Source organism: Asticcacaulis benevestitus DSM 16100 = ATCC BAA-896 (assembly GCF_000376105.1).
Classification (GTDB): domain Bacteria; phylum Pseudomonadota; class Alphaproteobacteria; order Caulobacterales; family Caulobacteraceae; genus Asticcacaulis; species Asticcacaulis benevestitus.
Genome location: NZ_AQWM01000001.1, coordinates 442,343 through 467,689, shown reverse-complemented (window position 1 = coordinate 467,689; position 25,347 = coordinate 442,343). Strand labels below are relative to the sequence as shown.

21 protein-coding genes and 2 tRNA genes are annotated in these 25,347 nt (G+C 57.6%); 4 read left to right on the top strand and 19 right to left on the bottom strand.

What is annotated here, in order from left to right; genetic code table 11:
• Window positions 1-111: 111 nt before the first annotated feature.
• Window positions 112-2,085, top strand: coding sequence for a class I poly(R)-hydroxyalkanoic acid synthase (gene phaC, locus B060_RS0102290; RefSeq protein WP_155847538.1), 1,974 nt, complete (start codon window positions 112-114; stop codon window positions 2,083-2,085).
• Between the two features lie 123 nt (window positions 2,086-2,208).
• Here phaC and B060_RS0102285 read toward each other — a convergent pair whose 3' ends face one another.
• The 19 genes from B060_RS0102285 to B060_RS0102195 form a co-directional block, all read right to left on the bottom strand.
• Window positions 2,209-3,870 (bottom strand): ribonuclease J, encoded by a 1,662-nt coding sequence (locus B060_RS0102285; RefSeq protein WP_018080131.1) that lies wholly within the window; start codon window positions 3,868-3,870, stop codon window positions 2,209-2,211.
• A 23-nt stretch (window positions 3,871-3,893) separates the two neighbouring features.
• Entirely contained in the window at window positions 3,894-4,679 is a 786-nt protein-coding gene (locus tag B060_RS0102280; RefSeq protein ID WP_035422840.1) for a type III pantothenate kinase, read from the bottom strand.
• Entirely contained in the window at window positions 4,660-5,421 is a 762-nt protein-coding gene (locus tag B060_RS0102275) for a biotin--[acetyl-CoA-carboxylase] ligase (RefSeq protein ID WP_155847550.1), read from the bottom strand. Before B060_RS0102275 ends, B060_RS0102280 begins: the two co-directional genes overlap by 20 nt.
• Window positions 5,422-5,427: 6 nt before the next feature.
• Window positions 5,428-6,855 carry an NADH-quinone oxidoreductase subunit NuoN gene (nuoN, locus tag B060_RS0102270; protein ID WP_018080128.1) on the bottom strand — a complete coding sequence of 476 codons (1,428 nt, stop codon included), beginning with the start codon at window positions 6,853-6,855 and terminating at the stop codon, window positions 5,428-5,430.
• A 16-nt stretch (window positions 6,856-6,871) separates the two neighbouring features.
• A complete protein-coding gene (locus B060_RS0102265) occupies window positions 6,872-8,374 on the bottom strand; it encodes an NADH-quinone oxidoreductase subunit M (protein WP_031220185.1) in 1,503 nt (500 codons plus the stop codon).
• Window positions 8,375-8,392: 18 nt separating this feature from the next.
• Entirely contained in the window at window positions 8,393-10,468 is a 2,076-nt protein-coding gene (gene nuoL, locus B060_RS0102260; RefSeq protein WP_026172524.1) for an NADH-quinone oxidoreductase subunit L, read from the bottom strand.
• A gap of 92 nt (window positions 10,469-10,560) precedes the next feature.
• A complete protein-coding gene (gene nuoK / locus B060_RS0102255; RefSeq protein ID WP_018080125.1) occupies window positions 10,561-10,869 on the bottom strand; it encodes an NADH-quinone oxidoreductase subunit NuoK in 309 nt (102 codons plus the stop codon).
• Window positions 10,866-11,480, bottom strand: a complete 615-nt coding sequence (locus B060_RS0102250; protein ID WP_018080124.1) for an NADH-quinone oxidoreductase subunit J — start codon at window positions 11,478-11,480, stop codon at window positions 10,866-10,868. The genes nuoK and B060_RS0102250 overlap by 4 nt, the downstream gene beginning before the upstream one ends.
• A gap of 23 nt (window positions 11,481-11,503) precedes the next feature.
• A complete protein-coding gene (gene nuoI / locus B060_RS0102245) occupies window positions 11,504-11,995 on the bottom strand; it encodes an NADH-quinone oxidoreductase subunit NuoI (protein ID WP_018080123.1) in 492 nt (163 codons plus the stop codon).
• Complete coding sequence (gene nuoH, locus B060_RS0102240) at window positions 11,992-13,047, bottom strand: NADH-quinone oxidoreductase subunit NuoH (RefSeq protein WP_018080122.1); 1,056 nt, start codon at window positions 13,045-13,047, stop codon at window positions 11,992-11,994. The genes nuoI and nuoH overlap by 4 nt, the downstream gene beginning before the upstream one ends.
• A 12-nt stretch (window positions 13,048-13,059) precedes the next feature.
• Window positions 13,060-15,120 (bottom strand): NADH-quinone oxidoreductase subunit NuoG, encoded by a 2,061-nt coding sequence (nuoG, locus tag B060_RS0102235; RefSeq protein ID WP_018080121.1) that lies wholly within the window; start codon window positions 15,118-15,120, stop codon window positions 13,060-13,062.
• Between the two features lie 72 nt (window positions 15,121-15,192).
• Window positions 15,193-15,630, bottom strand: coding sequence for a TM2 domain-containing protein (locus B060_RS0102230; protein WP_018080120.1), 438 nt, complete (start codon window positions 15,628-15,630; stop codon window positions 15,193-15,195).
• Window positions 15,631-15,636: 6 nt separating this feature from the next.
• Complete coding sequence (gene nuoF / locus B060_RS0102225) at window positions 15,637-16,956, bottom strand: NADH-quinone oxidoreductase subunit NuoF (protein ID WP_018080119.1); 1,320 nt, start codon at window positions 16,954-16,956, stop codon at window positions 15,637-15,639.
• Entirely contained in the window at window positions 16,956-17,621 is a 666-nt protein-coding gene (gene nuoE, locus B060_RS0102220; RefSeq protein ID WP_018080118.1) for an NADH-quinone oxidoreductase subunit NuoE, read from the bottom strand. Before nuoE ends, nuoF begins: the two co-directional genes overlap by 1 nt.
• 85 nt (window positions 17,622-17,706) lie before the next feature.
• Complete coding sequence (locus B060_RS0102215; RefSeq protein WP_018080117.1) at window positions 17,707-18,048, bottom strand: hypothetical protein; 342 nt, start codon at window positions 18,046-18,048, stop codon at window positions 17,707-17,709.
• Complete coding sequence (locus B060_RS0102210; RefSeq protein ID WP_018080116.1) at window positions 18,045-19,259, bottom strand: NADH-quinone oxidoreductase subunit D; 1,215 nt, start codon at window positions 19,257-19,259, stop codon at window positions 18,045-18,047. Before B060_RS0102210 ends, B060_RS0102215 begins: the two co-directional genes overlap by 4 nt.
• A 44-nt stretch (window positions 19,260-19,303) precedes the next feature.
• Window positions 19,304-19,906 (bottom strand): NADH-quinone oxidoreductase subunit C, encoded by a 603-nt coding sequence (locus tag B060_RS0102205; protein ID WP_018080115.1) that lies wholly within the window; start codon window positions 19,904-19,906, stop codon window positions 19,304-19,306.
• A gap of 11 nt (window positions 19,907-19,917) precedes the next feature.
• Window positions 19,918-20,478 (bottom strand): NuoB/complex I 20 kDa subunit family protein, encoded by a 561-nt coding sequence (locus B060_RS0102200; RefSeq protein ID WP_018080114.1) that lies wholly within the window; start codon window positions 20,476-20,478, stop codon window positions 19,918-19,920.
• The gene (locus B060_RS0102195) at window positions 20,469-20,846 is read right to left on the bottom strand and encodes an NADH-quinone oxidoreductase subunit A (protein WP_018080113.1); all 378 of its coding nucleotides are present in this window, start codon (window positions 20,844-20,846) and stop codon (window positions 20,469-20,471) included. The genes B060_RS0102200 and B060_RS0102195 overlap by 10 nt, the downstream gene beginning before the upstream one ends.
• Window positions 20,847-21,200: 354 nt before the next feature.
• Between B060_RS0102195 and B060_RS0102190 the strand changes: the two genes are divergently transcribed.
• The 3 genes from B060_RS0102190 (at window position 21,201) to B060_RS0102180 (ending at window position 25,262) form a co-directional block, all read left to right on the top strand.
• A tRNA-Asp gene (locus tag B060_RS0102190) sits at window positions 21,201-21,277 on the top strand.
• 237 nt (window positions 21,278-21,514) lie between these two features.
• Window positions 21,515-21,591 (top strand) — tRNA-Asp (locus B060_RS0102185).
• A 377-nt stretch (window positions 21,592-21,968) separates the two neighbouring features.
• Window positions 21,969-25,262: an autotransporter outer membrane beta-barrel domain-containing protein gene (locus tag B060_RS0102180; RefSeq protein ID WP_018080112.1), complete on the top strand. Its 3,294-nt coding sequence runs from the start codon at window positions 21,969-21,971 to the stop codon at window positions 25,260-25,262.
• Window positions 25,263-25,347: the final 85 nt, after the last annotated feature.

Genomic DNA, 25,347 nt, shown 5'->3' with positions numbered 1-25,347 from the left:
GTAAAATACGGTTATGACGACAGGCAAGACAAGAGAAATATAAATTTAGTTGGCGCGATAGGCGGCGCGCGCTCTATATATTGTTATAGAGTTATGATCGAGGAGGCGCGTATGACCCGAGCACCAAAGACGACGACGACCAAGACCGGGCCCGTAAAGACCTCCGCTAAAAGATCACCTAAAAAAGCGCCGGCTAAAACCGAGAAAGCCGCCCCCAAGGCCAAGCCCGCAGCTAAACTCCATATCGAGCAGCCTGCCCCACAGCCGCAGATTACACCACGTCCGGATTTCACGCCGACCAAGGCGCCAGGCTTCGACAATGAAACCGTGCGCAAGATGGAGGAACTGTCGGTCAATATCGCCAAAGCGGCGATGACAGCGCAAAGCGCCCTGGCCAAAACCGTCTTCAAGCAACCCGACTCCACCGGCGGATCCTCTCCCGATCCGTTTCAGGTCGGCCCGGCCATGACCGAAATTATGGGATCGCTGGCTGCCAAGCCGGACAAGCTGGTCGAAGCGCAAAGCGAACTTTTGACCGGCTATATGGAGCTTTGGGGCAAGATGACACGCCGTGCGCTCGGCACTGAAGCACCCGAAAACGGCAAACCGGCCGATAAGCGCTTCGCCGATCCGCGCTGGCAGGAAAACCAGATGTTCGACATGATGAAGCAGTCCTATCTGTTGTCCTCGAACTGGATCAACAAGCTGATTTCCAGCGCCGAGGGCGTCGACCCCATGGTCAAACGCCGCGCTGAATTCTTCACCAAGCTGATGACCGACGCCATGTCGCCGTCGAACTTCCTGATGTCCAATCCGGCAGCCTTGCAGGCCCTGATCGATTCTCAGGGTGAAAGTCTGGTCAAGGGTATGGAGCGTTTCGCCGACGATATGGCACGCGGTGATGGCAAGCTGATGATTTCGCAGGCCGATTACAGCCGCTTCACGGTAGGCGAAAATGTCGCCACCACGCCGGGCAAGGTCGTGTATCGCGGCCCGTATTTCGAGCTTTTGCAATACAGCCCGACCACGCAACAGGTACGCGAGATACCGCTGTTGATCTTCCCTCCGTGGATCAACAAGTTCTATATTCTCGACCTGCAAGCCAAGAACTCGATGATCAAATGGCTGGTCGGTCAGGGCTTCACCGTTTTCCTCGTCGCCTGGGTCAATCCTGATACGTCTATGAAGGACACGACCTTCGAGGACTATATGTTCGGCGGCATCTACGAAGCGACGCAGAAAGTGCTTGAACAGACGGGCGCCAAGAGCGTCAATGCGGTCGGCTATTGCATCGGCGGCACCCTGCTCGGTTGCGCGCTGGCCCACATGGCGGCCAAGGGCGACACCTCGATTTCGGCGGCTACCTTCTTCACCGCCCAGCATGACTTTTCCGAAGCCGGAGATCTCTTGCTGTTTACAAGCGAAAACTGGCTGAAGGAACTGGAACGCCAGATGGACGCGGCCGGCGGTGTCCTGCCCGGTTCCGCCATGGCCGATACATTCAACAGCCTGCGCGCCAATGATCTGATCTGGTCGTTCTTCGTCAACAACTACCTGATGGGCAAAGACTTAACGCCATTCGACCTGTTGTGCTGGAACGCTGACCAGACGCGAATGCCCAAGGCTCTGCACCTATTTTATTTACGCAAATTCTACGGTGAAAACGCCCTGGTCAACCACAAGCTGGTTCTGGCCGGCGTCGAGATTGATCTGAAAAAAGTGACCATTCCAATCTACGAACAAGCCGGACGCGAAGACCACATCGCGCCGCCGGGTTCGGTCTATAAGGGCTCGAAACTGTTCGGCGGCCCTGTCACCTTCATGCTGGCGGGCTCAGGGCACATCGCCGGTGTGGTCAATCACCCGGACGCGAAGAAATACATGCACTGGCTGAACGATAGTCATCCCGACACGCTCCAACAATGGATCGACACCGCGGTCGAGCATCCCGGTTCGTGGTGGCCGCATTGGGCCGGTTGGTTACATGAACATGCCGGCAAGATGGTGCCGGCGCGCGATCCGGCCAAGGGCAAGCTGAAAGCGCTGATGGATGCGCCCGGCGCCTATGTCATGGTGAAGTCATAATAAAAAAAACGGCCCGCTGAACAAGCGGGCCGTTTGAATTCTCCAAGGTGCTCTCAAAAGCGCCTTGGTATCGGCAACGCACGTCCAAGCCTTTGCGAGGAGCCATGCGGCGTTTGAGCTGAATTATATCCTAAGGATGATGGTCTCTACAATCGGCCGGCGCCCCCAGATAGACTGCGCCGCCTTCTTGACAACACGCGCCACGACGATTTCAACACTTTCGTCTTCATCTCGCGCTTCGTTTGGCATGGCCTTGATCGCCTTTTCGACGCTCTGGCAGATCGCCTCCAATTGATCGGAGATAATGTCATCATCCTCGTAAGCGAGCCCAAGCCCCCTCACCTCAACGATCGAGGCCAGACGGTTCTTGCTGTCGAGGGCGAACGACACGAACATCATACCGTTATGGGCAGCATGTCGGCGTTCGCGCAGCGCATCGGAGGCTTCCGGCACCAGATGTCCGCCATCGACGAACAGACGACCGGAGGGCACCTCGTCAATAATTTCGGCGCGACCCGGCGCCAGACGCACCATATCGCCGTTGCGTGGCGTGATCTGTTCTTCAATGCCCACTTCCGCCGCCAGAGCGGCGTGTTTCAGGAGGTGGCGGCGTTCACCGTGCGTCGGGACCGAGATGCGCGGACGGGCCAGCGCGTACATTTCCTTTAGCTCGTCGCGGCAAGGATGGCCGGAGACGTGAATGCCTGGATGATCGCGTTCGGTATGGATGGCGACACCGAGATCCGACAGGCGGTTTTGCAAGGAGCGGATCGAGATCTCATTGCCGGGAATGACGCGCGAAGAGAAGACGCAGGCGTCGCCTTCCTTGAGCTTGACGAGCGGATGGTTGCCGTCAGCGATGCGTGACAGAGCCGCTCGCGGCTCGCCTTGCGAACCCGTGCAAAGATAAAGCACTTCGTTGGCCTTGAGGTGCTGGGCCTCGCCTTCGCTCACCGGATCGGGAATGCCGGCCAGCAAACCGACGTGACGGGCGGCGGCGGTGATACGGTGCATTGAACGGCCGACCAGACAAACCTTGCGGCCGGCTTCCATGGCGGCGCGCATCACCGAATCGACGCGCGCGACGTTGGAGGCGAAACAGGCGACGGCGACGCGCTTTTTCAAGCTCTTGATGACCTGGGTCAGTTCTACGCGCACATCCTCTTCCGAGCCGGCGCGGCCTTCAACGAACACATTGGTCGAATCACAAACCATGGCCAGAAGGCCTTCGTCGCCCAGCTTGCGAATAGCGGGTATATCGGTCGGAGCGCCGGTGATAGGCGCCTCGTCAAACTTCCAGTCACCCGTATGGAAAATCGTACCCAGTTCGGTACGGATAGCTAGACCATTGGGCTCCGCGATCGAGTGCGTAAGTGTAATATAATCAATATCAAACGGCCCAAGCTTGACATTGCCGTTCAGCGGCACTTCGGTCAGGTCGCAATCATCGACGCCCGCTTCACGCAGCTTTTCACGCACCAGGAAAGCGGTGAACGGCGTGGCAAAAACCGGCGCCTTGATCTTGTCCCACAGCCAGCCGAGCGCACCGATATGGTCTTCATGCGCGTGTGTCAAAATGATCCCAAGGATATTTTCGCCGATCAGGAATTCCGGATCGGGCACGATCACCTCGATGCCCGGCGTGGTCAGATCGCCGAACGTGACGCCCACATCAGCGATGATCCACTGACGGTCATCCGCAGGCCCGAACCCATACAGGTTCAGGTTCATGCCGATTTCATTGGACCCGCCCAGCGGCAGGAACACCAGTTCGTTTGACTTCATTTTCATTTTTATTCGTATGCCAATCAGGACGCGGCTGACGTCGCCAGCGTTCGCTTATAAATTTCGAGAAGTCCGCGCAAGGTCAGATCGTGGTCGAAATAATCGATCTTGTCTGTAGCACCTTCAAAGAGAGAAACCACCCCTCCCGTGGCGATGACGGTCATCTTTTGTCCGTATTCGCCCTGGATGGAGGCCACTAGATATTCGATCAGGCCGACATAACCCCAGAAGATACCGGTCTGCATGGCGCTGACCGTATCCTTGCCAATCTTACGGTTGGGCTTTTCGATAGCGATGCGCGGCAGTTTGGCCGCTGCTTGATGCAGCGCCTGCATCGAAAGATTGATGCCGGGTGCAATGGCGCCGCCTTCGTAACCGCCATCCGCCGCCACCACATCAAACGTAGTGGCCGTGCCGGAATCGATGATGATCAGCGGACCGTCATATTTGATATGGCCGCCGATGGCATTGACCAGGCGATCCGCACCGGCTTCGCGTGGCTTGTCGATGCGGATATCGATGCCAAGGTGGGTGTTTTCGCCGATGACAAAGGGTTGGCGGTCGAAATAGCGTTGGCAGAGCTTGCGCAGATTGAACAGCGATTGCGGCACGACCGACGATATGATGCAGTCATCAATGACCTTGAAATCAAGACCATTCATATGCATTAACTGATAAAGCCAGGCAGCGTACTCATCAGCGGTACGTGTCGTTTCGGTTGCCACCCGCCACTGGGCGACCCACGCCTTGCCATCATGAATGGCGAACAGCGTGTTGGTATTGCCTTGCTCAATGGCCAGCAGCATCAATCAATTCTCCGTAGGTGATCTCGCCGCCGGTGACAGTGTATATCTGTCTGTCCGTCGCTTCGATTTGAAGCCCGCCAAATTCATCCAGACCTTTTATATGGCCGGAAACCGTTCTGCCTTCGTGCGTGACGTTCAAGGTGCGATCACGACCATAGGCGCGCTTGAGCCAGGCCTTGGCGATGTCACTGAAATCCTTGCTGCGCCAAAGATCAATCACGCCATCGAGATGGCCATTGAGCTTGTGCAGCAGGGCGACAGGATCAAGGCTTTTCGCTTGCGGACTGATATCGCGCAGGGAAACGGTCAGGTAGTTTTCCAGGATCGGGGCGGCGCGCATATTGATGCCGACACCTATGACAATGCCAAGATGGCCGGGCTTTTGGGAAGCCTCCGTCTGGACGATGATGCCGCACAGCTTGCGCCCGCGATGCAGAACGTCGTTTGGCCACTTGATACGCATCGCTTGTTCGGTATCGGGCACCAAGGGGCGCAGCATCTCATAGACGGCCAGGGCCACGATGAAGGATAACTGCGGCACCAGGCGGACATCTATTTCCATGATCTCCCAGCGGGAGGCCATGAAATTACCCTTAGTGCCGACCCAGGCCTTGCCGTGCCGCCCAATGCCCTTGGTCTGTTCCTTCGTCAGAATCCAGCCTGAGCCGGGCCGCCCTGCCCGCACCCGCGCCAGCCCAAGATCCTGGGTCGATGAGAGCGTGTCGAAGATTTCAAAATCGGCCACAGCCAATTAGTGTCCGAAACCCTGAGCCGCGGATTGCGCCAGCGGGTAGGCATAGATCAGGAAAATGATCACGCCAGGGAACGAGAAGGCAGCTGCCGCATAGGCAATCCACCTGGTCTCGGCCGGAGACTTATCGACTTCGCCCACCGGCGCATCGAACCACATCAGCTTGATAATGCGCAGGTAGTAGAAGGCGGCGACAACCGAGGCGACAAGACCCGCAGCGGCGAACCACCAAAGACCGGCAGAAATGGCGGCGCCAAATACGAAGTATTTTGCCCAGAAGCCACCGAAAGGCGGCATGCCCAGAACCGAAAGCGCAAGTATGGTGATGACCACGGTCAGCGGCATGTTGCTCTTGGCCAGACCGGCGAGTTGGTCGATGCGGGTAACCGGCTCGCCCTTACGGCTCAGCGCCATCTGGACGGTGAACAGGCCAAGCGTATCGACCATGTAGAGGACAAAGAACAGCAGCAGAGCCGGAATACCGACCGCACCCGCGGCGATGGCCAGAAGCGCATAGCCCATGTTGGAGATCGACGAATAGGCCAGCAATCGCTTGATATCCTTTTGCATCAGCCCCCCGAGGGCGCCGACGACGAAGGACAAGACAGCCAGAACCAGAATGACCTGGCGCCACTGTTCGACCTGGGACTCAAAGCCAGTTTGCAGAACACGGGCGAACAGCACCATGGCGGCAAACTTGGGCGCACCGGCGAAGAAGGCGACGACCGGGGTCGGGGCGCCTTCGTAAACATCAGGCGTCCACATATGGAAGGGCGCGGCCGACACCTTGAAGGCCAGGCCACAGATCAGGAAGACCAGACCGAAGATCAGGCCGACATTGAGGTTGGTGCTGGCGGAAAGCGCGATGGCGTGGAAGTTCATCGAACCGGCGAAACCATAGATCAGCGACGCGCCATAAAGAAGCAAGCCAGACGACAGAGCGCCAAGGACGAAATACTTCAGCCCGGCTTCGGACGACTTGGCGTCATCGCGGCGGAAAGCTGCCAGTACGTAGAGCGCCAGCGATTGCAGTTCGAGACCGACATAGAGCGAGATCAGATCACCGGCCGACACCATCATGCTCATGCCGAGTGTGGCCAGCAGGATCAAAATCGGGAATTCGAAACGACGGGCGCCGAGACGATCGAAATAACCCTGCCCCAGCACGATGATAAAGAGGGCGGCGATATAGATGGCGACCTTGGCGAACTGTGCCACGCCATCCAGAACAAAGGCACCGGAAAAGGCCGTGCCGGGTTGGGCAAAGGCCGCAGCGAAGGCAGCGGCGATCAGGGCCACGCCGCACAGGGCGCTGATCGAAACCATGCCCTTATCGCCGCGGAAAGCGCCGAACACAAGGATAAGCAGGGAACTGACCGCTATGATCGTTTCCGGCAGAGCCAAACTGAGAGCGAGATGATAGTCCATAATGCTTGCTCGTCCTTTATCCGCCGATGACGGCCTGATAGGTCGCAACGACCGTATCAACGCTGGCAGTGGTAATGTCAAAAACGAAGGCCGGATAGATGCCCAGCACAATCGTGCCCACGATCAGCGGTACGAAGATGATGATCTCGCGCACCGACAGGTCAGGGTATTTCTTAAGGTCCTGGTTGGTCACTTCACCGAACATGACGCGCTTGAACAGGGTCAGGGCATAGACGGCGGAGAAGATGACGCCGGAGGTCGCCACGAAGGCCACCCAGGTGCCCCACTTGTACGAACCCACCAGGGTGGTGATTTCACCGATGAAGCCGGAGGTGCCGGGCAGACCGACATTCGCCATGGTGAACAGCAGGAAGACGAAGGCATAGTGCGGCATCAGCTTGGTGAGGCCGCCGTAAAAGGCGATCTCGCGAGTATGCCAGCGATCATAGACCACGCCAACGCAAAGGAAGAGCGCACCCGAGATGACGCCGTGGCTGATCATCTGGAAAACCGCGCCCTGAACGCCAATGACGTTGCCGGCGAAGATGCCCATGGTCACGAAACCCATGTGGGCGACGGATGAATAGGCGATCAGCTTCTTGATGTCCGTCTGGCGGAAGGCGATCAGCGAGGTCACGACGATAGCGATGACCGACAGGCCCATGACCAGAGGTGCGAACATTTCCGACGCATAGGGGAACATCGGCAGGTTGAAGCGAATGAAACCGTAGCCGCCGAGCTTGAGCAGGATACCGGCCAGCATGACCGAACCGGCGGTCGGCGCCTGAACGTGCGCGTCGGGCAGCCAGGTGTGGACCGGCCACATCGGCATCTTCACGGCGAACGAAGCGAAGAAGGCGAACCAAAGGAAGGGCTGAACCTCACGCGCGAAGGCGAACTTGGTCAGGAGCGGTATATCGGCGGTGCCGGCGATGTTGACCATGTACAACATGGCCGCCAGCATCAGAACGGATCCCAGCAGGGTGTAGAGGAAGAACTTATACGAAGCGTAGATACGATCCTTGCCACCCCAGATCCCGATGATCAGGAACATCGGCACCAGTCCGCCTTCAAAGAAGATGTAAAAGAGGAACAGGTCGAGTGAGGTGAAGACGCCGATGACGAGCGTTTCCAGCATCAAGAAGCAGATCATGTATTCGGTGACACGGTCCTTGATCGAGTCCCACGACGCCAGAATACACAAAGGCATCAGGAAAGCGGTCAGGAGGACGAACAGGATCGAAATGCCGTCAACACCCATATGATAGGAGAGCGGGCCGAACCACTTATAGTGTTCTTCGAACTGGTAACCGGGATTGCTGTGATTAAAGCCGGCGATCATGACCACAGACAGGGCCAGCGTGATCAGGGTCGTCCACAGGCTGATCCATTTGGCGTTCTTGGCGATGATAGCTTCATCGTCCTTACGCGCCATGAGGCGCAGCACGCCGATCACGGCCGCGCCGAAAAGCGGCGCGAAGGTGATGATGCTCAGCAGATTGGGGATAGCGGGTATCATTTTAAAATCCATCTCCCCTTAGTGAACCAGCCAGAAGACATAGGTCAGAAGACCCACGACACCGAGGAACATAGCGAAAGCGTAGTGATAAACATAACCGGTCTGGGTCTTGACCAGATTCTTGGCCGACTTCAATGCCGCCCAGGCCGCACCATTCGGGCCCAGGTTATCGATGATCTTGATATCGAGCACCTTCCAGAAGACATCACCGAGGAACCTGGTTAGCCTAACGAAGGTAGCCTGATAGATCTCATCGAAGAACCACTTGTTGTAGAGGAAGGTGTAGACAGGCCCGTTGTTGGCGGCCATCTTCTTCGGCAGGTTCGGCTTGAGGATATAGAAGTACCAGGCCATGACCATACCGATCAGGGTGACGGTCAGAGGCAGAAGTTTGACCCAGACTTCCTTGATGTGGTGGGCTTCGTGCATGATCTCGTTGGACGGCGCCGTGAAGATGGCGTGGCCCCAGAACGCATGGGCGTGCTCGCCAATGAAGTAAGGCGCGAAGATAAAGCCGGCAAAGATAGCACCGAATGACAACAGGATGATCGGCACCAGCATGACCCACGGGCTTTCGTGCGGCTTGTGGTCGTGGTCGTGACCATGGCCATGATCGTCATGTGCGTGATCATCGTGCGCGTGGGCATCGGGCTCACCGGTCGAATGACCGTCGATGACCTCGGCATGATGGTCGTCATGCCCATGCCCATGCTCCCATTGCTTCTTGCCGTGGAAGGTCATGGCGATGAGACGCCAGCTATAGAAGGAGGTCAGCAGCGCGGCCGAAATGCCCATGATGAAGGCGAACATGCCTTGCGGCGTGTTGTGGCCCGCCCAGGCGGATTCGATGATGGCGTCCTTCGAGAAGAAGCCGGCAAAACCGATTTCGGTGAAAGGGATACCAAGGCCGGTGATGGCGATGGTGCCGATGGTCATGACGCCGTAGGTGATCGGCAGATACTTCCACAGACCGCCCATTTTGCGCATGTCCTGCTCATGGTGCATGCCGTGAATGACCGAACCGGCCCCCAGGAAAAGCAGCGCCTTGAAGAAGGCGTGTGTGAACAGGTGGAACATGGCGGCCTGATAGGCGCCCACGCCGGCGGCGAAGAACATGTAACCGAGTTGCGAACAGGTCGAATAGGCGATGACGCGCTTGATGTCGTTTTGCGTGAAGCCGATCGAGGCCGCGAAGATGGCGGTGATGGCGCCGATATAGGCGACGATCATCTTGGCCACAGGGGCGTATTCGAACAGCGGCGACAACAGACACACCATATAGACACCGGCGGTGACCATGGTGGCGGCGTGGATCAGGGCCGACACAGGCGTCGGGCCTTCCATAGCGTCGGGCAGCCAGGTGTGCAGGAAGAACTGCGCCGACTTACCCATGGCGCCGATGAACAGCAGGAAGGCGGCGAGATCGAGCGCCGAGAAGGTCTGACCGAGGAATTCCCAGGTCTGTCCCTGATGCGACGCAATCAGCGGGAAAAACTCATGGAAGTTGATCGTGCCGAACTGCCAGTAGACCGTCATGATACCGAGGGCAAAACCAAAGTCGCCGATGCGGTTGACGACGAAGGCCTTGATGGCGGCCGAAGACGCGCTGTCCTTGTGATACCAGAAGCCGATGAGCAGGTAGGACGCCAGCCCCACCCCTTCCCAGCCGAAGAACAACTGCATGAAGTCGGCGGCGGTCACCAGCATCAGCATGGCGAAGGTGAAAAGCGACAGATAGGCGAAGAAGCGCGGACGCGACGGGTCTTCGCTCATATAACCCCAGCTATAGAGGTGGACGAGCGACGACACCGAGGTCACCACGATCAGCATGGTGGCCGAGAGCGCATCAACGCGGATCGACCACGCGGAGTGGAAGGTATCGATATTGATGAACGGCAGGACGTTGACGGTAAAGTCCGCCATCCCGCCCCAGGTGTGCTGGATAAAGGTGTACCAGCCGAGCGCACAGGCCAGAAACAACAGGCCGGTGGTGATGGTTTGCGAGACGATATTGCCAAGGAAGCGTCCGAAAGCGCCGACAATCATGGCGCCTACGATCGGCGCGAACACGCAAAGGGTTACGATAGTGGCCATGCCACCCGACAGCGGACCGACAACGGCGTCGTGAGCGGCTGGTGCGAGGCTGTGGGAGATTTCGGCGGCGGCGTGAGCAGTTAGCACGATGCTTATCCTTTCATCATGCTGGCGTCATCGACGGCGATGTCGCCGCGATTACGGAAGAAGGTCACGAGGATGGCGAGGCCGACGGCGGCTTCAGCGGCCGCGACCGTCAGCACGAACATGGCCATGATCTGCCCCTGCACGTCGTGCAGGTAAGCTGAGAAGGCCACGAAATTGATATTGACCGCCAGCAGGATCAGTTCGATCGACATCAGGATGATGATGACGTTGCGGCGGTTGAGGAAGATTCCGAGCACACCGATGGTGAACAGGATGGCGGAAACCGTGAGATAGTGGACAAGATCTATAGTCATTCCGAAATACCTTCTCCGGTTTTGACAGGCACGATTTCGACCGCATCCTTGCGACGACGCGTGACCTGGCTATGGATGTCCTGACGCTTCACATTAGGACGTGTGCGCAGGGTAAGAACGATGGCGCCGATCATGGCCACCAGAAGCACGAAGCCGGCGGCTTCGAACAGATAGACATAGGTCGAATAGAGCGCGTGGCCGATCATCTTGATGTTCGACTCACTGGCCGAAGCGACCAGAGGCTGATTGCCGGCGGCGGCACCCTTTTCGGCAACGGCGATGCTGATCATGATCAGTTCAAACATCAGCACGGCGCCGACGACAATGCCGATCGGCAGATAGTTGGCGAAGCCCTGGCGGAGTTTGACGAAATCGACATCCAGCATCATGACGACGAACAGGAAGAGGACGGCCACGGCGCCGACATAAACGACAACCAGAAGCATGGCGAGGAACTCGGCGCCGAGAAGTACGAACAAACCTGCCGCCGAGAAGAAGGCGAGGATGAGGTACAGCACGCTGTGCACCGGGTTCTTGGCGGTGATGACCATAAGTCCGGAGACCAGGGTCACGGCCGCCATAAGATAAAAGGCGATGGCGATAAGGTTCATATCATTATGCTCTTTTCTGCCTGTTACCGGTAAGGCGCGTCAAGTTCGAGCGACTTGGCGATTTCGCGTTCCCAGCGATCGCCATTGGCCAGAAGTCGTTGCTTGTCATAGAGAAGTTCTTCACGGGTATCGGTCGCAAATTCAAAGTTTGGGCCCTCGACGATGGCGTCAACCGGGCAGGCTTCCTGACAGAGACCGCAATAGATGCACTTCACCATGTCGATGTCGTAGCGCGTGGTGCGGCGGCTGCCGTCGGCACGCGGTTCGGCCTCGATGGTGATGGCCTGCGCCGGGCATATGGCTTCGCACAGCTTGCAGGCGATGCAGCGCTCTTCGCCGTTTTCGTACCGGCGCAGGGCGTGCTCACCACGGAAGCGCGGGCTAAGCGGTCCCTTCTCAAAAGGATAGTTGATCGTGGCCTTGGGCTTCAGCATGTACTTGAGCGCCAGGAAGGTTGCCCCGACGAAATCAAGCAGCAGCGCGCCCTTGAGACCTGAGATAATGCGCGAAATCATAGGGCGCCTCCATAAACGCGGTAAGCGGCGACGATAAGAACGGCGAACAGCGACACCGGCAGGAAGACCTTCCAGCCCAGGCGCATCAACTGATCGTAGCGATAGCGCGGAACGATAGCCTTGGCGATGGCGAACATGATGAACCAGAACACCACCTTGGCGATGAAGGTAAACAGGCTGATCAGGACATACCAGATGCTGTCATGCGCCATCGGCAATGGGAACGGGAACTCCCACCCGCCGAAGAACAGGATCGAGATCATGGCACACATCAGCACGATGTTGGCGTATTCACCGATCATGAACAAAAGGTACGGCGTCGAGGAATATTCGACCTGATAGCCAGCGACCAGTTCGGATTCCGCGTCGGGCAGATCGAAAGGCGGGCGATTGGTTTCGGCCAAAGCCGAAATATAGAACATCACCATCATCGGGAACATGACGACCAGCAGGATGGGATGTCCGCCGCCGAAGACATTCCAGTTCCAGAAACCGCCGCCCTGCGCCGTGACGATATCGGACAGGTTCATCGACCCCGCCAGCAGAATGACCGTGACGATGATGAAGCCGATCGAGACTTCATAGGACACCATCTGAGCCGCCGAACGCAGACCGCCGAGGAAGGGATATTTCGAGTTGGATGCCCAGCCGCCCATGATGATGCCGTAGACACCGAGCGACGAAATGGCGAGCAGGTAGAGAATGCCGACATTGATATTTACGACGACCCAGCCCGGCGCGAACGGGATAACCGCCCAGGCCGTGAAGGCGATAACAAAAGTCAGAAGCGGCGCCAGCAGGAAGACGGCCTTATCGGCGCCCGCAGGAATAACCACTTCCTTGACGAAGAACTTGAGAAAGTCCGCGAAGGACTGCATCAGACCGAACGGCCCGACGACGTTGGGGCCCTTGCGCAACTGCACGCCGGCCCAGATCTTGCGGTCGCCCCACAGCAGGAAGGCCAGCGACACCATCACGCCCACGATGACGGCCAGCGCCTCACCGATCGTAATGAGTGCCCAGCCCCAGCCTGATGCCCAGAATGTATTCATCGTCAAACTTCCTTACTCAGCCGCCACGCTCAGCGGCGCCTTGCGGGCCGCAGAACATTCCGCCATTGCCGTTGAGGCGCGGGCGATGGGGTTGGTCAGATAAAAATCGGTAATGTGCGAAACGAAAAGCTTGTCCGTGACCTCACCCTTTGTGCCGATCGCTTTCACATCGAAAGCTTTCGCGGTTGGCTTCACATCGATACGGCCAAAGACCGGGTGATCGGTGATCAGCTTTTCGCGCAGCGCGTTCAGCGAGTCATACGGCAGGGTGTGGCCAACATAGCCCGAAAGTGCGCGGATAATGGCCCAGTCTTCCTTGGCCTCCCCCTTCGGGAAGACGCAACGTTCGGCGATCTGCACGCGACCTTCGAGGTTGGTATAGATGCCGGACTTTTCCGTATAGGCGGCGCCCGGCAGGATGACGTCGGCCGCAGCCGCACCGGCATCGCCATGCGAACCGATATAGACAACGAAGGTGTTGTCGAGGCCAGAGGTGTTGATTTCGTCAGCGCCCAGCAGAACCAGCAGTTCGACACCGCCCGTCAGCATGGCGGCGGCGTCCTTCGCCTCACCGACCGGCACGAAACCGAGATCGAGACCGGCGACACGCGATGCGGCGGTATGGACGATGTTGAAGCCGTTCCAGCCCTCTCTGACGACATCATAATCATCAGAGATCAGAGCGATTTCCTTGAGAACAGCCGCGCCGTCAGCCCCGGAAATGGCATTGCTGCCCACCAGGATCGCCGGCTTTTTGGCGTTTTTCAGAACGTCGCGGAACGCGTGCTTCTTGAGATCTTTCAGCGCCTTGGTGCCGACGCCGACATGGGCATAATCATACGTCAGGTCATTGGCCTCACCGATCACCGCCACCTGAACCGCGCCCTTGAGCCAGCTCTTGCGGATACGGGCATTGATCAAGGACGCTTCGTGACGCAGGTCGGTGCCAATCAGCAGGATGGCATCGGCCTCTTCCAGACCGGCAATGCCCGTGTTGAACAGCCAGGCTTCGCGCGGCGTCGATTGCGTGACGGGGCCAACCTTGGCGCCTTCCTGGCGACAATCAAGATTGGTGACGCCCATGCTGTAGAACAGGTCCTTGGTCGCCTTCATGGCCTCAGCATCGACCAGATCACCCGCGATGGCGCCGATCTTAGACGCATCGGTCGCTTTTATTTTGCCAGCGACCGTGCCCAAGGCCTCATCCCACGACACGGCGACCAGCTTGCCCGCCTTGCGGACATAGGGTTTATCGAGGCGCTGGCGTGAGAGACCATCAACCGCATAACGGCTCTTGTCGGTCAGCCACTCTTCGTTGATCTCTTCCTTGAGACGCGGCAAGGCGCGCAGCACGGCCGGACCTCGATTATCAATACGGATATGCGCGCCAACAGCGTCATGCACATCGATCGTTTCGGTCTTGGTCAGTTCCCACGGGCGATAGTTGAACGACCACGGACGGTGCGTGAGTGCGCCAACCGGGCACAGATCGTTGACATTGCCGGACAGTTCCGACGACACCGACTGTTCGAGATAGGAGGTGATTTCGGCGTTCTCGCCGCGCGAGATCATGCCCATTTCAGTGACGCCGGCCACTTCCGTGGTGAAACGGACGCAGCGCGTGCACTGGATGCAACGGGTCATGAAGGTCTTGATCGTTGGCCCGAGGTTCTTTTCCTCGACGGCGCGCTTGTTCTCGTCATAACGCGAGGCGCCCTTGCCGTAAGCGACCGACTGATCCTGCAGGTCGCACTCGCCGCCCTGGTCGCAGATCGGGCAATCCAGCGGGTGATTGATCAGCAGGAACTCCATCACGCCTTCGCGGGCCTTTTTGACCATCGGCGTGTTGGTGAAGATTTCCTGGCCCTCGGCAGCCGGCAGAGCGCACGAAGCTTGCGGCTTCGGCGGTCCGGGCTTTACCTCAACGAGGCACATACGGCAGTTGCCGGCGATCGACAGGCGCTCATGATAGCAGAAACGAGGGATTTCCTCGCCTGCCAACTCCGCCACCTGCAGCACGGTCATGCCGGGGTCGAACTCGACCTCCACACCATTGACTTTTGCCTTAGCCATGCTCTGTCACATCCTCAACAATAATAAATAAGCCACGACAATAATTCAAAATTCTGCACATCAGTTGATGTTTTAGAACCACGATTTATTACCCTGAACATAGTCCTCGTAGAAACTCTGATCGGTCTTGACCAAATAGATAATCGTCTCGATAAAGGCGATCATCCCGATAATCAGCGGCGGTATACACAGGAATATCCAGCCAATCGTGCCACACAAAAGCATGATGATGCCGGCCGTATTCTTGCCGAGATAAAACTTGTGAACGCCCCACATGCCGAGAAAAAAGGCCAGCAGTGCGGCGATATACTTGTTCTTCTCACCCATGGCCGTAGCGATGACGTAGACGCTGACCGCCGTATCACCCGCCACTTCGAAATCAATGGTCGAACCAGCCGGCACGTAAACGGTGTCTCCCATCAGATCGCTGACGCTAAAGGTATAGCGCTTGCCGTCATCACCACTGATGAGGCCGGTCGATCCGTTGAATGAGAGAACCTTGCCGCGCATGTGCCCCTACTCCGCCGCCACTGAGTGACCGGCAAAATTGCTCTTGCTCGAACGGTATAGCGTGATCCGGTCTTCAATTTCATGACGGAAGTGACGGATCAGACCCTGAATCGGCCAGGCCGCCGCGTCGCCAAGGGCGCAGATGGTGTGGCCCTCGACCTGAGTCGTCACTTCGAGCAGGGTGTCGATTTCCGCCGGATCGGCGTCGCCCTTCACCATGCGTTCCATGACACGCCACATCCAGCCGGTGCCTTCACGGCACGGCGTACATTGGCCGCAGCTCTCGTGCTTGTAGAAGTAGCTCAGCCGGGCAATGGCTCGGATCAGGTCGGTCGACTTGTCCATGACGATGACCGCCGCCGTCCCTAAGCCCGACTTGAGGTTACGAAGCGAGTCGAAGTCCATCGGCAGGTCTTCGCATTGCTCAGCCGTGATCATCGGCACCGAGGAACCGCCAGGGATGACGGCTTTCAGATTGCCCCAGCCGCCGCGAATGCCACCGCAGTGGGCTTCGATCAGTTGGCGGAACGGGATCGACATGGCCTCTTCGATGTTACACGGACGCTCGACGTGGCCCGAAATGCAGAACAGCTTGGTGCCGGCATTGTTGGGCGCGCCAAACGAGGTGAACCACTCGGCGCCACGGCGCAGGATAGTGCCGACAGCGGCGATCGATTCGACGTTATTGACGGTCGTCGGGCAGCCATAAAGACCAGAACCAGCCGGGAATGGCGGCTTCAGGCGCGGCTGGCCCTTCTTGCCTTCCAGCGATTCCAGCAACGCGGTTTCTTCGCCGCAGATATAGGCGCCGGCGCCATGGTGGATATAGACGTCAAAGTCCCAGCCATGGATGTTGTTCTTGCCGATCAGCTTGGCTTCATAAGCCTGCTTGACAGCGGCTTCCATGCGCTCACGCTCCTGCACGTACTCGCCGCGCAGATAGATGTAACAGGCGTGAGCCTGCATGGCGAAGGAAGCGATAAGGCAGCCTTCGATCAGCAATTGCGGATCGTGGCGCATGATTTCGCGGTCTTTACAGGTGCCGGGCTCGGATTCATCGGCATTGACCACGAGGTAATGCGGGCGATCCTTGACTTCCTTTGGCATGAAGGACCACTTCAGGCCGGTATTGAACCCTGCCCCGCCACGGCCGCGCATGCCGGAATTCTTCATGTTGGTGATGATCCAGTCGCGTCCGCACGACAGGATATCCTTGGTAGAATTCCATGCGCCGCGCTTCTTCGCACCCTCAAGGCCCCAATCCTGGAGACCATAGAGGTTGGTGAAGATACGGTCCTTATCCTGCAAGATACCAGTCTGGGCCATTACGCTTTTACCTCAGGGGCGGGAAAGTTGGGGATCTTGACCGGTTTGGCGGCCGAGCCGTCATAGAGCGCAGGATCGGTCAGCGACGTCACGCCACCGAGTGGCTCCGACGTATGGCGACCGTTGTAAGGGCCAGGCTTCGGTGACTTGCCAGCGGCAAAATCATCGATGATCTGGGCCAGATTTTCCGGCGTCAGGTCTTCGTAATAATAGTCGTTGATCTGGGCCATCGGCGCATTGGTGCAAGCACCAAGACACTCGACTTCCTGCCAGGTGAACTTGCCGTCAGCCGACAGCTTATCCTTTGCGCCGATTTTCGACTTACAGACGTGCATCAGGGCGTCAGAACCGCGCAACATGCAAGGCGTCGTGCCGCACACCTGGATCAAGGCCGCAGAGCCGACCGGCTCCAGCATGAACATGGTGTAGAAGGTGGCGACTTCAAAAACGCGAATCTGCGGCATGGCCAGCAGCTTGGCGATGGCCGTGATGGCAGGTTCGGAAACCCAGCCCTCCTGCTTCTGCACCAGCCACAGAATAGGGATCACCGCGCTCTGGCGGCGGCTTTCAGGATATTTGGCAATCCACCAGTTGGCCTTTTCCAGCGTTTCCGCGGAGAAGGTGAAACTGGCCGGTTGCTCCTTGGCGAGACGACGAACGGACATCAGGCCCCTCTACACATAATAACAGGCTGGGCTTTACACCCACAGCCAACGAAAGACAGTCGAAATATACGGCGCTTAACAGAAATCATCGTGTGGCCTCGTAACGGGCATTGCGCGCGACCCGCACGCGCTCCTGCGCAGCCGCCACGAAAGGCAGCCTGCGGGTGCCCAGCAGACCAACAAGCGCGACACCCAGCAGAACCATGCGGGCGGTCTCGTTCTCGAAATCAGGCCGAATCGTTGTCAGCACGCTGAAACCACCGACGCAGATCAGCATCGGCACCACAGGCAGGAAGAAATAGACCAGCATATCCGTGACATAGCCTTTGGAGCCGGCCGCATGATAGGGCCAGTTCGGGCGTGACAGATAAAGGCTAAGCCCCAGCATCGCGATCAGCAGGCCGCAAGCGATTAGGACACCGATCATCGATCGACCTCCCCGAACACGATATCGATCGAGCCCAGGATGGCCGACACGTCGGCCAGCAGGTGACCGCGGTTCATCCAATCCATGGCTTGCAGGTGCGCAAAGCCCGGCGCGCGGATTTTGCAGCGGTAAGGCTTATTGGTGCCGTCGGAGACCAGATAGACGCCGAACTCCCCCTTGGGAGCCTCGACGCAGGCATAGACCTCGCCTTCGGGCGTCTTGAAGCCTTCCGTGTAGAGCTTAAAGTGATGGATGAGCGCTTCCATCGAATTCTTCATTTCGGCGCGGCGCGGCGGCGTCACCTTGTGATCGGTCGAGAGGACCGGACCAGGCGTTACCTTAAGCTTATCAATACATTGCTGCATGATCTTCACCGATTCACGCATCTCTTCGACCCGGCACAGGTAACGATCCCAGCAGTCACCATTCTTACCAAGCGGAATGTCGAACTCCAGTTCAGCATAGCATTCATAGGGCTGCGACTTGCGCAGATCCCACTTCACGCCAGAGCCACGGATCATGACGCCGGTAAAGCCCCAGTCGAACGCCTGCTCCTTGGTGACCAGACCTATATCGACGTTGCGCTGCTTGAAGATACGGTTTTCGGTGATGAGCGACTCGATATCGTCAAGTGCCGGCAAATATTCCTTGCACCACAGAGCGATGTCTTCGATCAGTTCCAGCGGCAGGTCTTGGTGGACGCCACCGGGGCGGAAATAGTTGGCGTGGAGACGGGCGCCACAGGCGCGCTCATAAAACACCATCAGCTTTTCGCGCTGCTCGAAACCCCAGATCGGCGGCGTCAGGGCGCCCACGTCCATGGCCTGAGTCGTGGTATTCAGGATGTGCGACAGGATACGGCCGATTTCCGAGAACAGGACCCGGATCAATTGGGCGCGCTTGGGCACTTCAAGGCCGAGCAGCTTTTCGATGGCCAGCACAAAGGCGTGCTCCTGATTCATCGGCGCCACATAGTCGAGGCGGTCGAAGTAAGGCACGTTTTGCAGGTAGGTGCGCGATTCCATCAGCTTCTCGGTGCCACGGTGCAGCAGACCGATGTGCGGATCCACACGCTCCACCATTTCACCGTCGAGGTCGAGCACAAGGCGCAGAACGCCGTGGGCCGCCGGGTGCTGCGGGCCGAAATTGATCGTAAACTTGCGATCGTCATCGCCCTTTTCGACCGGAACAGGCGTCATACCATCTGCCATGAAATCAAACCCTTATCGATAACTCTTTACCCAGACCCAAAGGTCTAGACCTTTGCCTTCTCATCGCCCGGAAGCACGTATTGCGCGCCTTCCCATGGCGACAGGAAGTCGAACCTGCGGTATTCCTGTGTGAGCTTGACCGGCTCATAGACCACGCGCTTCTGCTCTTCATCATAACGCACCTCGACATGCCCGGTCATCGGGAAGTCCTTGCGCAGCGGATGGCCTTCGAAGCCATAGTCCGTCAGCAAACGACGCAGGTCGGGATGGTTGGAGAACAGCATGCCGTACATGTCGAAAGCTTCACGCTCGTACCAGTCGGCGTTCGGATAGACCGAACGAATCGACGGCACCGGCACGACCTCATCGGTCTGCACCTTGATGCGCAAACGAATATTCTGCGTCAGGCTCAGCAGGTGATAGACGACATCGAAACGACGCGCGCGTTTCGGATAATCAACGCCGCAGACATCGATCAACTGATGGAAGCGGTAAGGCTCGGCCCTCAGCTTCGCCATGACCTCAACAATACGCTCACGATCGACGGTTACGGTCAGCTCACCAAAGGCAAGCACCACTTCGTGAACGGCTTCCTTCAGATCGGCGTGAAGGCGCTCGGCGACGGCCTGTAATTTTTCAAGTGACATCAGCGTTCCCCTTAGCGACGGATGCTGCCGGTACGGCGAATCTTCTTCTGCAATTGCAGAAGGCCGTACAGGAGAGCCTCAGCGGAAGGCGGACAACCGGGGACATAAACATCCACCGGCACGATGCGGTCACAACCGCGCACGACACTGTAGCTATAGTGATAATAGCCGCCGCCATTGGCGCAGGACCCCATGGAGAGCACATAGCGCGGATCAGGCATCTGGTCGTAGACCTTGCGCAAGGCAGGTGCCATCTTGTTGGTCAGCGTGCCGGCGACGATCATCAGGTCAGACTGGCGCGGCGACGCGCGCGGCGCCATGCCAAAGCGCTCCATGTCATAACGCGGCATCGAGGCCTGCATCATTTCGACAGCGCAACAGGCGAGACCAAAGGTCATCCACATCAGCGAACCGGTGCGCGCCCAGGTGATGACGTCATCGGCGGAGGCGACAAGAAAGCCCTTTGTGTCAAGCTCGGCAGATACCTGCTCGAAGAACTTGTCGTGGACCGCGGGATCGTAACCTTCTACCGAAGAACGCCCGGCAGATCCGGCTGGCAGGATTATTCCCATTCCAGGGCTCCTTTTTTCCACACATAGATATAGCCGAGAAACAGTTCGACCAGGAAAGTAACCATCGACCAGAAAGCGACATGCATGCCGCCATTGGGCATATCGAACAGCGACACGGCCCACGGAAACAGGAAAGACGCTTCAAGATCGAAGATAATGAAGAGGATCGAGACGAGATAGAAGCGCACGTCGAATTTCTGGCGGGCGGAATCGAAGGCGTTGAAACCGCATTCATAGGCCGACAGCTTCTCACTGTCCGGCGCCTGCGGGGCTACGATCAATGCGCCAATCATAAAGACAAGGCCAAGAACCGTAGCGATGCCTATAAAGATGATGACGGGGAGATATTGCAGAAGGAATGCATTCATTAGGTCACCTCAACCCCTCAACTCACGGGAACAGACTCTATCACCCACCGCCCCGGGTAACCGTGGAGATGGACTCAATGTGTAGGCTATTAGACCAGTCTGTTCAAAGCTTCAAACCATTGCAGCGCAAAAAAACCTTCTTTCTCCCACTTTATTTCACTTTTTCGCCTAGGTTTTGAGATAATGCAAGTCACTCTCAATTAGAACCGTGTGCGCTCAACTTATCCAAAGATTTTGCCCCGCCAGCTGTCATTTTCTATTTTATGCGCTTGACACTTACCCGCCTGCCGAACTACTAAGCGCACCTTCCCTGAAGACAGCGGCAACGCAGACGGTTCTTGGGGAAAAGGGAATGCGGGTGTAGCTCAGTTGGTTAGAGTGTCGGCCTGTCACGCCGAAGGTCGCGGGTTCGAGTCCCGTCACTCGCGCCACCCTTGCTGAAGCAGCAACGGTGGCACCGCATTTCCCCATCTCATCTCCTTCATATGATTTAGCAGAGACCAAACACGCTTGTAGGGCGGCTCTATGCATCTCTACGCCCGAGATACGCAGACGGCGCTTCCCGTGTATAAGCCATTTTATTGGCTTGACACCCCTATTGCCCCGAACTACTAAGCGCACCTCTCCAATGACGAGCGGCAACGCTAACCGTCTGCGGATAAGGGAATGCGGGTGTAGCTCAGTTGGTTAGAGTGTCGGCCTGTCACGCCGAAGGTCGCGGGTTCGAGTCCCGTCACTCGCGCCACCCTTGCTGAATACAGCAACGGTGGCACCGCATTTCCCCCTCCGCCCGCATAGAGCTCTTCACCTGTCCGATCTCAAGTCTATCTGTAGGCTTTGATTCCTGTGCTCAGGGTTGAAACTCATGATGCCTGTGACGCTCTGCGGACATAATTAAGCCCTCTTTATTTTTGACTTTGTGGCACATTTTAGAGGCTAATTCCGTTCAAAGCCTTGCATGGCGCGCCAAAACGGCGTTTGCCATCTTTTACGCTGCTGAAATAAAGGTTAAAGGTGACCTCTCAGACTTCGCCGGCCGACATAATCGACACAGACCATGAGGGCCACAAGGCCTCACCTCCATCTCATCGTAATACAAAGCACCCCAGGGAAGCTTACCACATGCGCAAACACAAACTTCTGACCGCGACAGCCCTTAACCTCACCATGGGCCTGTTGGCCGTGGCCGGTATGAGCGGTCAGGCCCTGGCTGCCACCACGATTAATACGGCGACCATCGCGCCTGTCAAAACCTCGGTCGCGGGCGACCTGTCGGTTGATACAGCAGGCTCGATCACGGTGACCAGCGGGAACGCCATCACGGTTGATTCGAACAATTCGGTCACGCTCAAGGGCAAGATCGACATGCTGAAATCGGCCGCGGGCTCGACCGGCATCCTAATCGACGGCGGCCGCACCGGCAACCTGACGGTTTCAGCCAATATAACCGTCACCGACGATTACACGCGGGTTGATACAACGAAGGCTGCCGACGGCACCGCTGCGCCTGACGGTATTGTTGAAGCACCGTTCGCTGATTCGGTGACGCGCTACGGCATCCATTCAACCGGTACGACGCCGTTTATTGGTAATGTCATTGTCAACAGCGGCAACACCATCGCCGTAGATGGCAAAAATGCCTACGGCATTCGCTTTGAAAACAACATCCAGGGCAATTTCACCATGGATGGCACCATCACGATGAATGGTGACAACAATACCGCCGTCTCGCTTGAAAACGGCGCCACCGGCAATGTCTATCTCAGCGGAACGATCAACAGCTTTGGCAAGGATTCCAAGGGTGTCAATCTGGCCGGTGATTTCGGCGGCAGCGTCATTATTGACGGCGCCTATACCGGCACCGGTTACGCGACAACATCCGCCCTCTCCGCCGCCGGCCTGAAAACGGTTCTCGCGACACCGGAAGATCTTTACCAATCCGGCCCGCTGGTCGATATTTCTGGCAATCTGGCCAAGGGACTGCTGATCGGTTCAGCCGTGAAGCGCGATGAATCAACGAAAGTTCTTACAGATAATCCCGATCAGGATGGCGACGGCAATGCCGATTCGACTCAAACGACCGCAACATTGACCAATTATGGTTCTGCCCCCACCTTGCGCATCGCTTCTGGCGCGGCGGACATCACGCTTGGCGGCATTGTCTACGGTGCAACAGCGCTTAAGCCACCGGCCGTCAACTATGGCCTGCTTGTGCGCGGAACGATTAACGGCTCCGGTCTCTATCAGAAAGTCGATAATGTCGCCGTTCAATTGGGTGGACTCGGCCATGCCGTAACCATCGCCAATGGCATTGGTATCAACGGTATCGTATCCTCAACGGCCTACGGCGGCGATGCCACGGCGCTGTCTGTCCAGAGCGGCACGGCAACGCCGCTTCTCGATGTTCAGGGCACAATTCGTGGTACGGCGGCGTCTGCGACAACCGCCACCTCGACGACCACGAATGGCACCACGACCACGACCTATGCAACGGTTGGCAACACCACGGCCCGCGCCATCGATATTTGGTCGGACGCTAACCTGCCCAAGATCAATGTCGCTGTCGGTGGCGGCATCTATGCCGTCGCTACAGGCTCGACCGAACAGGCCGTGGCCATACGCGACCGGTCGAACAAGCTGACGAACATCACCAACAACAGCATCATCAGCGCCGCCATCACGGCCTCCGATGATAATGGCGACGGAAAGGCCGACGCCCTCATCAATAGCCCAATTGCCATCGACACCCGCGGCAATACGGCCGGACTAACCCTGACGCAAATCGACACCAACCCCACCGACAGCGACGCGGACAAGGCGATTGCCGCGCCCTATATCCGTGGCGACATCCTGCTCGGCTCGGGCAACGATTCGATTACGTCAAACGGCGGGCTGATTTCTGGCAATATTGACTTCGGTAACGGCGCCAATAGCTTTACGCTGTCAGGCGGCGCCGTTTATCTGGGCAAGGCGAGCAATGGCGCGACCGGGACGGTGGCGTTCGATCTGGCCAAGGGCACCGCTGGCTTCCTGGCCGGCACGTCGCTCAACCTGACCAGCTTCCACATCGGCGCGGAGAGCACGCTGTCGCTCTCGCTGGATACGACAAAGCCGACAACGCCGATTTTCACCAACACTGGCACGGCCGTATTCGATACCGGCGCAACGCTTAACGTAACCCTGAACAATCTGATCGTGACCCAGACGAAGTTCACGCTCATGACGGCGTCAAGCTTCTCATTGGGCAACGTGGTCACGACGGGGCTCGATGGTCACATCCCCTATCTTTACCACGCCGTCCTGACAACAAACGCCGGCAACACCGAGCTCTATGCCGACTTCCGACTGAAGAACAAGGAAGAGAGCAAGTTCTCCGACAACCAGTACTCGGCCCTGGCGCCGATCCTGTCTGTGGCCGCAAAAGATGCGGGCGCCACTAGCTCGCTGATGAGCCAGGTTACCAAGGCTGGCTTCGATCAGATATATAACCAGTATCTGCCTGACTATTCCGGCGAAAACCTGCTCAACCTGTCGCTTGGCGCCTCTTCGCTCAACCGGACTCTCGGGGCGCTCACCCTTGTGCCTGACAATAATGAAGGACAGTGGTGGCTGCAGGAGTATGGCTATCACACCAAAAGAGATTATGGGGATACGGCCGGCTTCAAGGCCACTGGCTTCAGCTTCGCCGGCGGTCGCGAACGCGAGGTCTACGGCAACCAGATGGTAGGCCTCTACATGTCTTACACCTCCGCCTCCCCGCTCGATACCTTTGCCATCGCCGCGGAAAAGACGGTCAATTCGGATGTCACGGTCGGTGGTTACTGGCGTTTGCGCACCGGCGCCCTCAAGTCATGGGCCCACGCCGGCGCGGGCTTTACGTCTTTTGAGACCACACGCAACATCCTGACCGATTCGGTCAACCATGTCGCTCACGCCAAATGGGACGGCTATTCCTACAGTGGCGGTCTTGGGGCTTCCTATGAGATCAAAGCTGGCCCCTTCAGCGTGACGCCGCAGGTTCTGGCCGATTATTACGCTCTCAGTGAAAAGAACCACAGTGAATCCGGTGGTGGCGATTACTTCGACCTTACGGTCGGCGAACGCAACAGCCACCTGCTCACCTCAACCGCCCTGCTGAACTTTAGCTACACCAAGCTCTTCGTGAAGCCTGAAATCTGGTTCGGTTATAAGCAGAACGTTTCGGCTGAACTGGCCGATACAGTCGCGGCCTTTACGCTTGCGGGCTCCACGCCCTTTACCCTTTCGGGCGGCGATATCGAGGGCGGCGGTCCTGTGGCAGGCTTCCGCATTTCGGCGGACAACCAGTACAGCTACTTCTCTCTGGAAGGCGAATACGAAAAGCAGGATACCTATTCCAACTACTCCATCGCCCTGCGGACACGCTTCCAGTTCTAGGAAACGTCACGACTTGCAAATTGAAAGCCGTCGTCTCATTATGGGACGGCGGCTTTTTCATGGGGGATATGATGCGCAACAGGGT

Excerpts from the sequence above, each read along its gene's own strand:
- phaC (WP_155847538.1), top strand. The coding sequence starts at position 112 with ATGACCCGAGCACCAAAGACGACGACGACCAAGACCGGGCCCGTAAAG.
- B060_RS0102285 (WP_018080131.1), bottom strand. The coding sequence starts at position 3,870 with ATGAAGTCAAACGAACTGGTGTTCCTGCCGCTGGGCGGGTCCAATGAA.
- nuoN (WP_018080128.1), bottom strand. The coding sequence starts at position 6,855 with ATGGACTATCATCTCGCTCTCAGTTTGGCTCTGCCGGAAACGATCATA.
- B060_RS0102265 (WP_031220185.1), bottom strand. The coding sequence starts at position 8,374 with ATGATACCCGCTATCCCCAATCTGCTGAGCATCATCACCTTCGCGCCG.
- nuoL (WP_026172524.1), bottom strand. The coding sequence starts at position 10,468 with ATGGCCACTATCGTAACCCTTTGCGTGTTCGCGCCGATCGTAGGCGCC.
- nuoK (WP_018080125.1), bottom strand. The coding sequence starts at position 10,869 with ATGACTATAGATCTTGTCCACTATCTCACGGTTTCCGCCATCCTGTTC.
- B060_RS0102250 (WP_018080124.1), bottom strand. The coding sequence starts at position 11,480 with ATGAACCTTATCGCCATCGCCTTTTATCTTATGGCGGCCGTGACCCTG.
- nuoI (WP_018080123.1), bottom strand. The coding sequence starts at position 11,995 with ATGATTTCGCGCATTATCTCAGGTCTCAAGGGCGCGCTGCTGCTTGAT.
- nuoH (WP_018080122.1), bottom strand. The coding sequence starts at position 13,047 with ATGAATACATTCTGGGCATCAGGCTGGGGCTGGGCACTCATTACGATC.
- nuoG (WP_018080121.1), bottom strand. The coding sequence starts at position 15,120 with ATGGCTAAGGCAAAAGTCAATGGTGTGGAGGTCGAGTTCGACCCCGGC.
- B060_RS0102230 (WP_018080120.1), bottom strand. The coding sequence starts at position 15,630 with ATGCGCGGCAAGGTTCTCTCATTCAACGGATCGACCGGCCTCATCAGT.
- nuoF (WP_018080119.1), bottom strand. The coding sequence starts at position 16,956 with ATGGCCCAGACTGGTATCTTGCAGGATAAGGACCGTATCTTCACCAAC.
- nuoE (WP_018080118.1), bottom strand. The coding sequence starts at position 17,621 with ATGTCCGTTCGTCGTCTCGCCAAGGAGCAACCGGCCAGTTTCACCTTC.
- B060_RS0102215 (WP_018080117.1), bottom strand. The coding sequence starts at position 18,048 with ATGATCGGTGTCCTAATCGCTTGCGGCCTGCTGATCGCGATGCTGGGG.
- B060_RS0102210 (WP_018080116.1), bottom strand. The coding sequence starts at position 19,259 with ATGGCAGATGGTATGACGCCTGTTCCGGTCGAAAAGGGCGATGACGAT.
- B060_RS0102205 (WP_018080115.1), bottom strand. The coding sequence starts at position 19,906 with ATGTCACTTGAAAAATTACAGGCCGTCGCCGAGCGCCTTCACGCCGAT.
- B060_RS0102200 (WP_018080114.1), bottom strand. The coding sequence starts at position 20,478 with ATGGGAATAATCCTGCCAGCCGGATCTGCCGGGCGTTCTTCGGTAGAA.
- B060_RS0102195 (WP_018080113.1), bottom strand. The coding sequence starts at position 20,846 with ATGAATGCATTCCTTCTGCAATATCTCCCCGTCATCATCTTTATAGGC.
- B060_RS0102180 (WP_018080112.1), top strand. The coding sequence starts at position 21,969 with ATGCGCAAACACAAACTTCTGACCGCGACAGCCCTTAACCTCACCATG.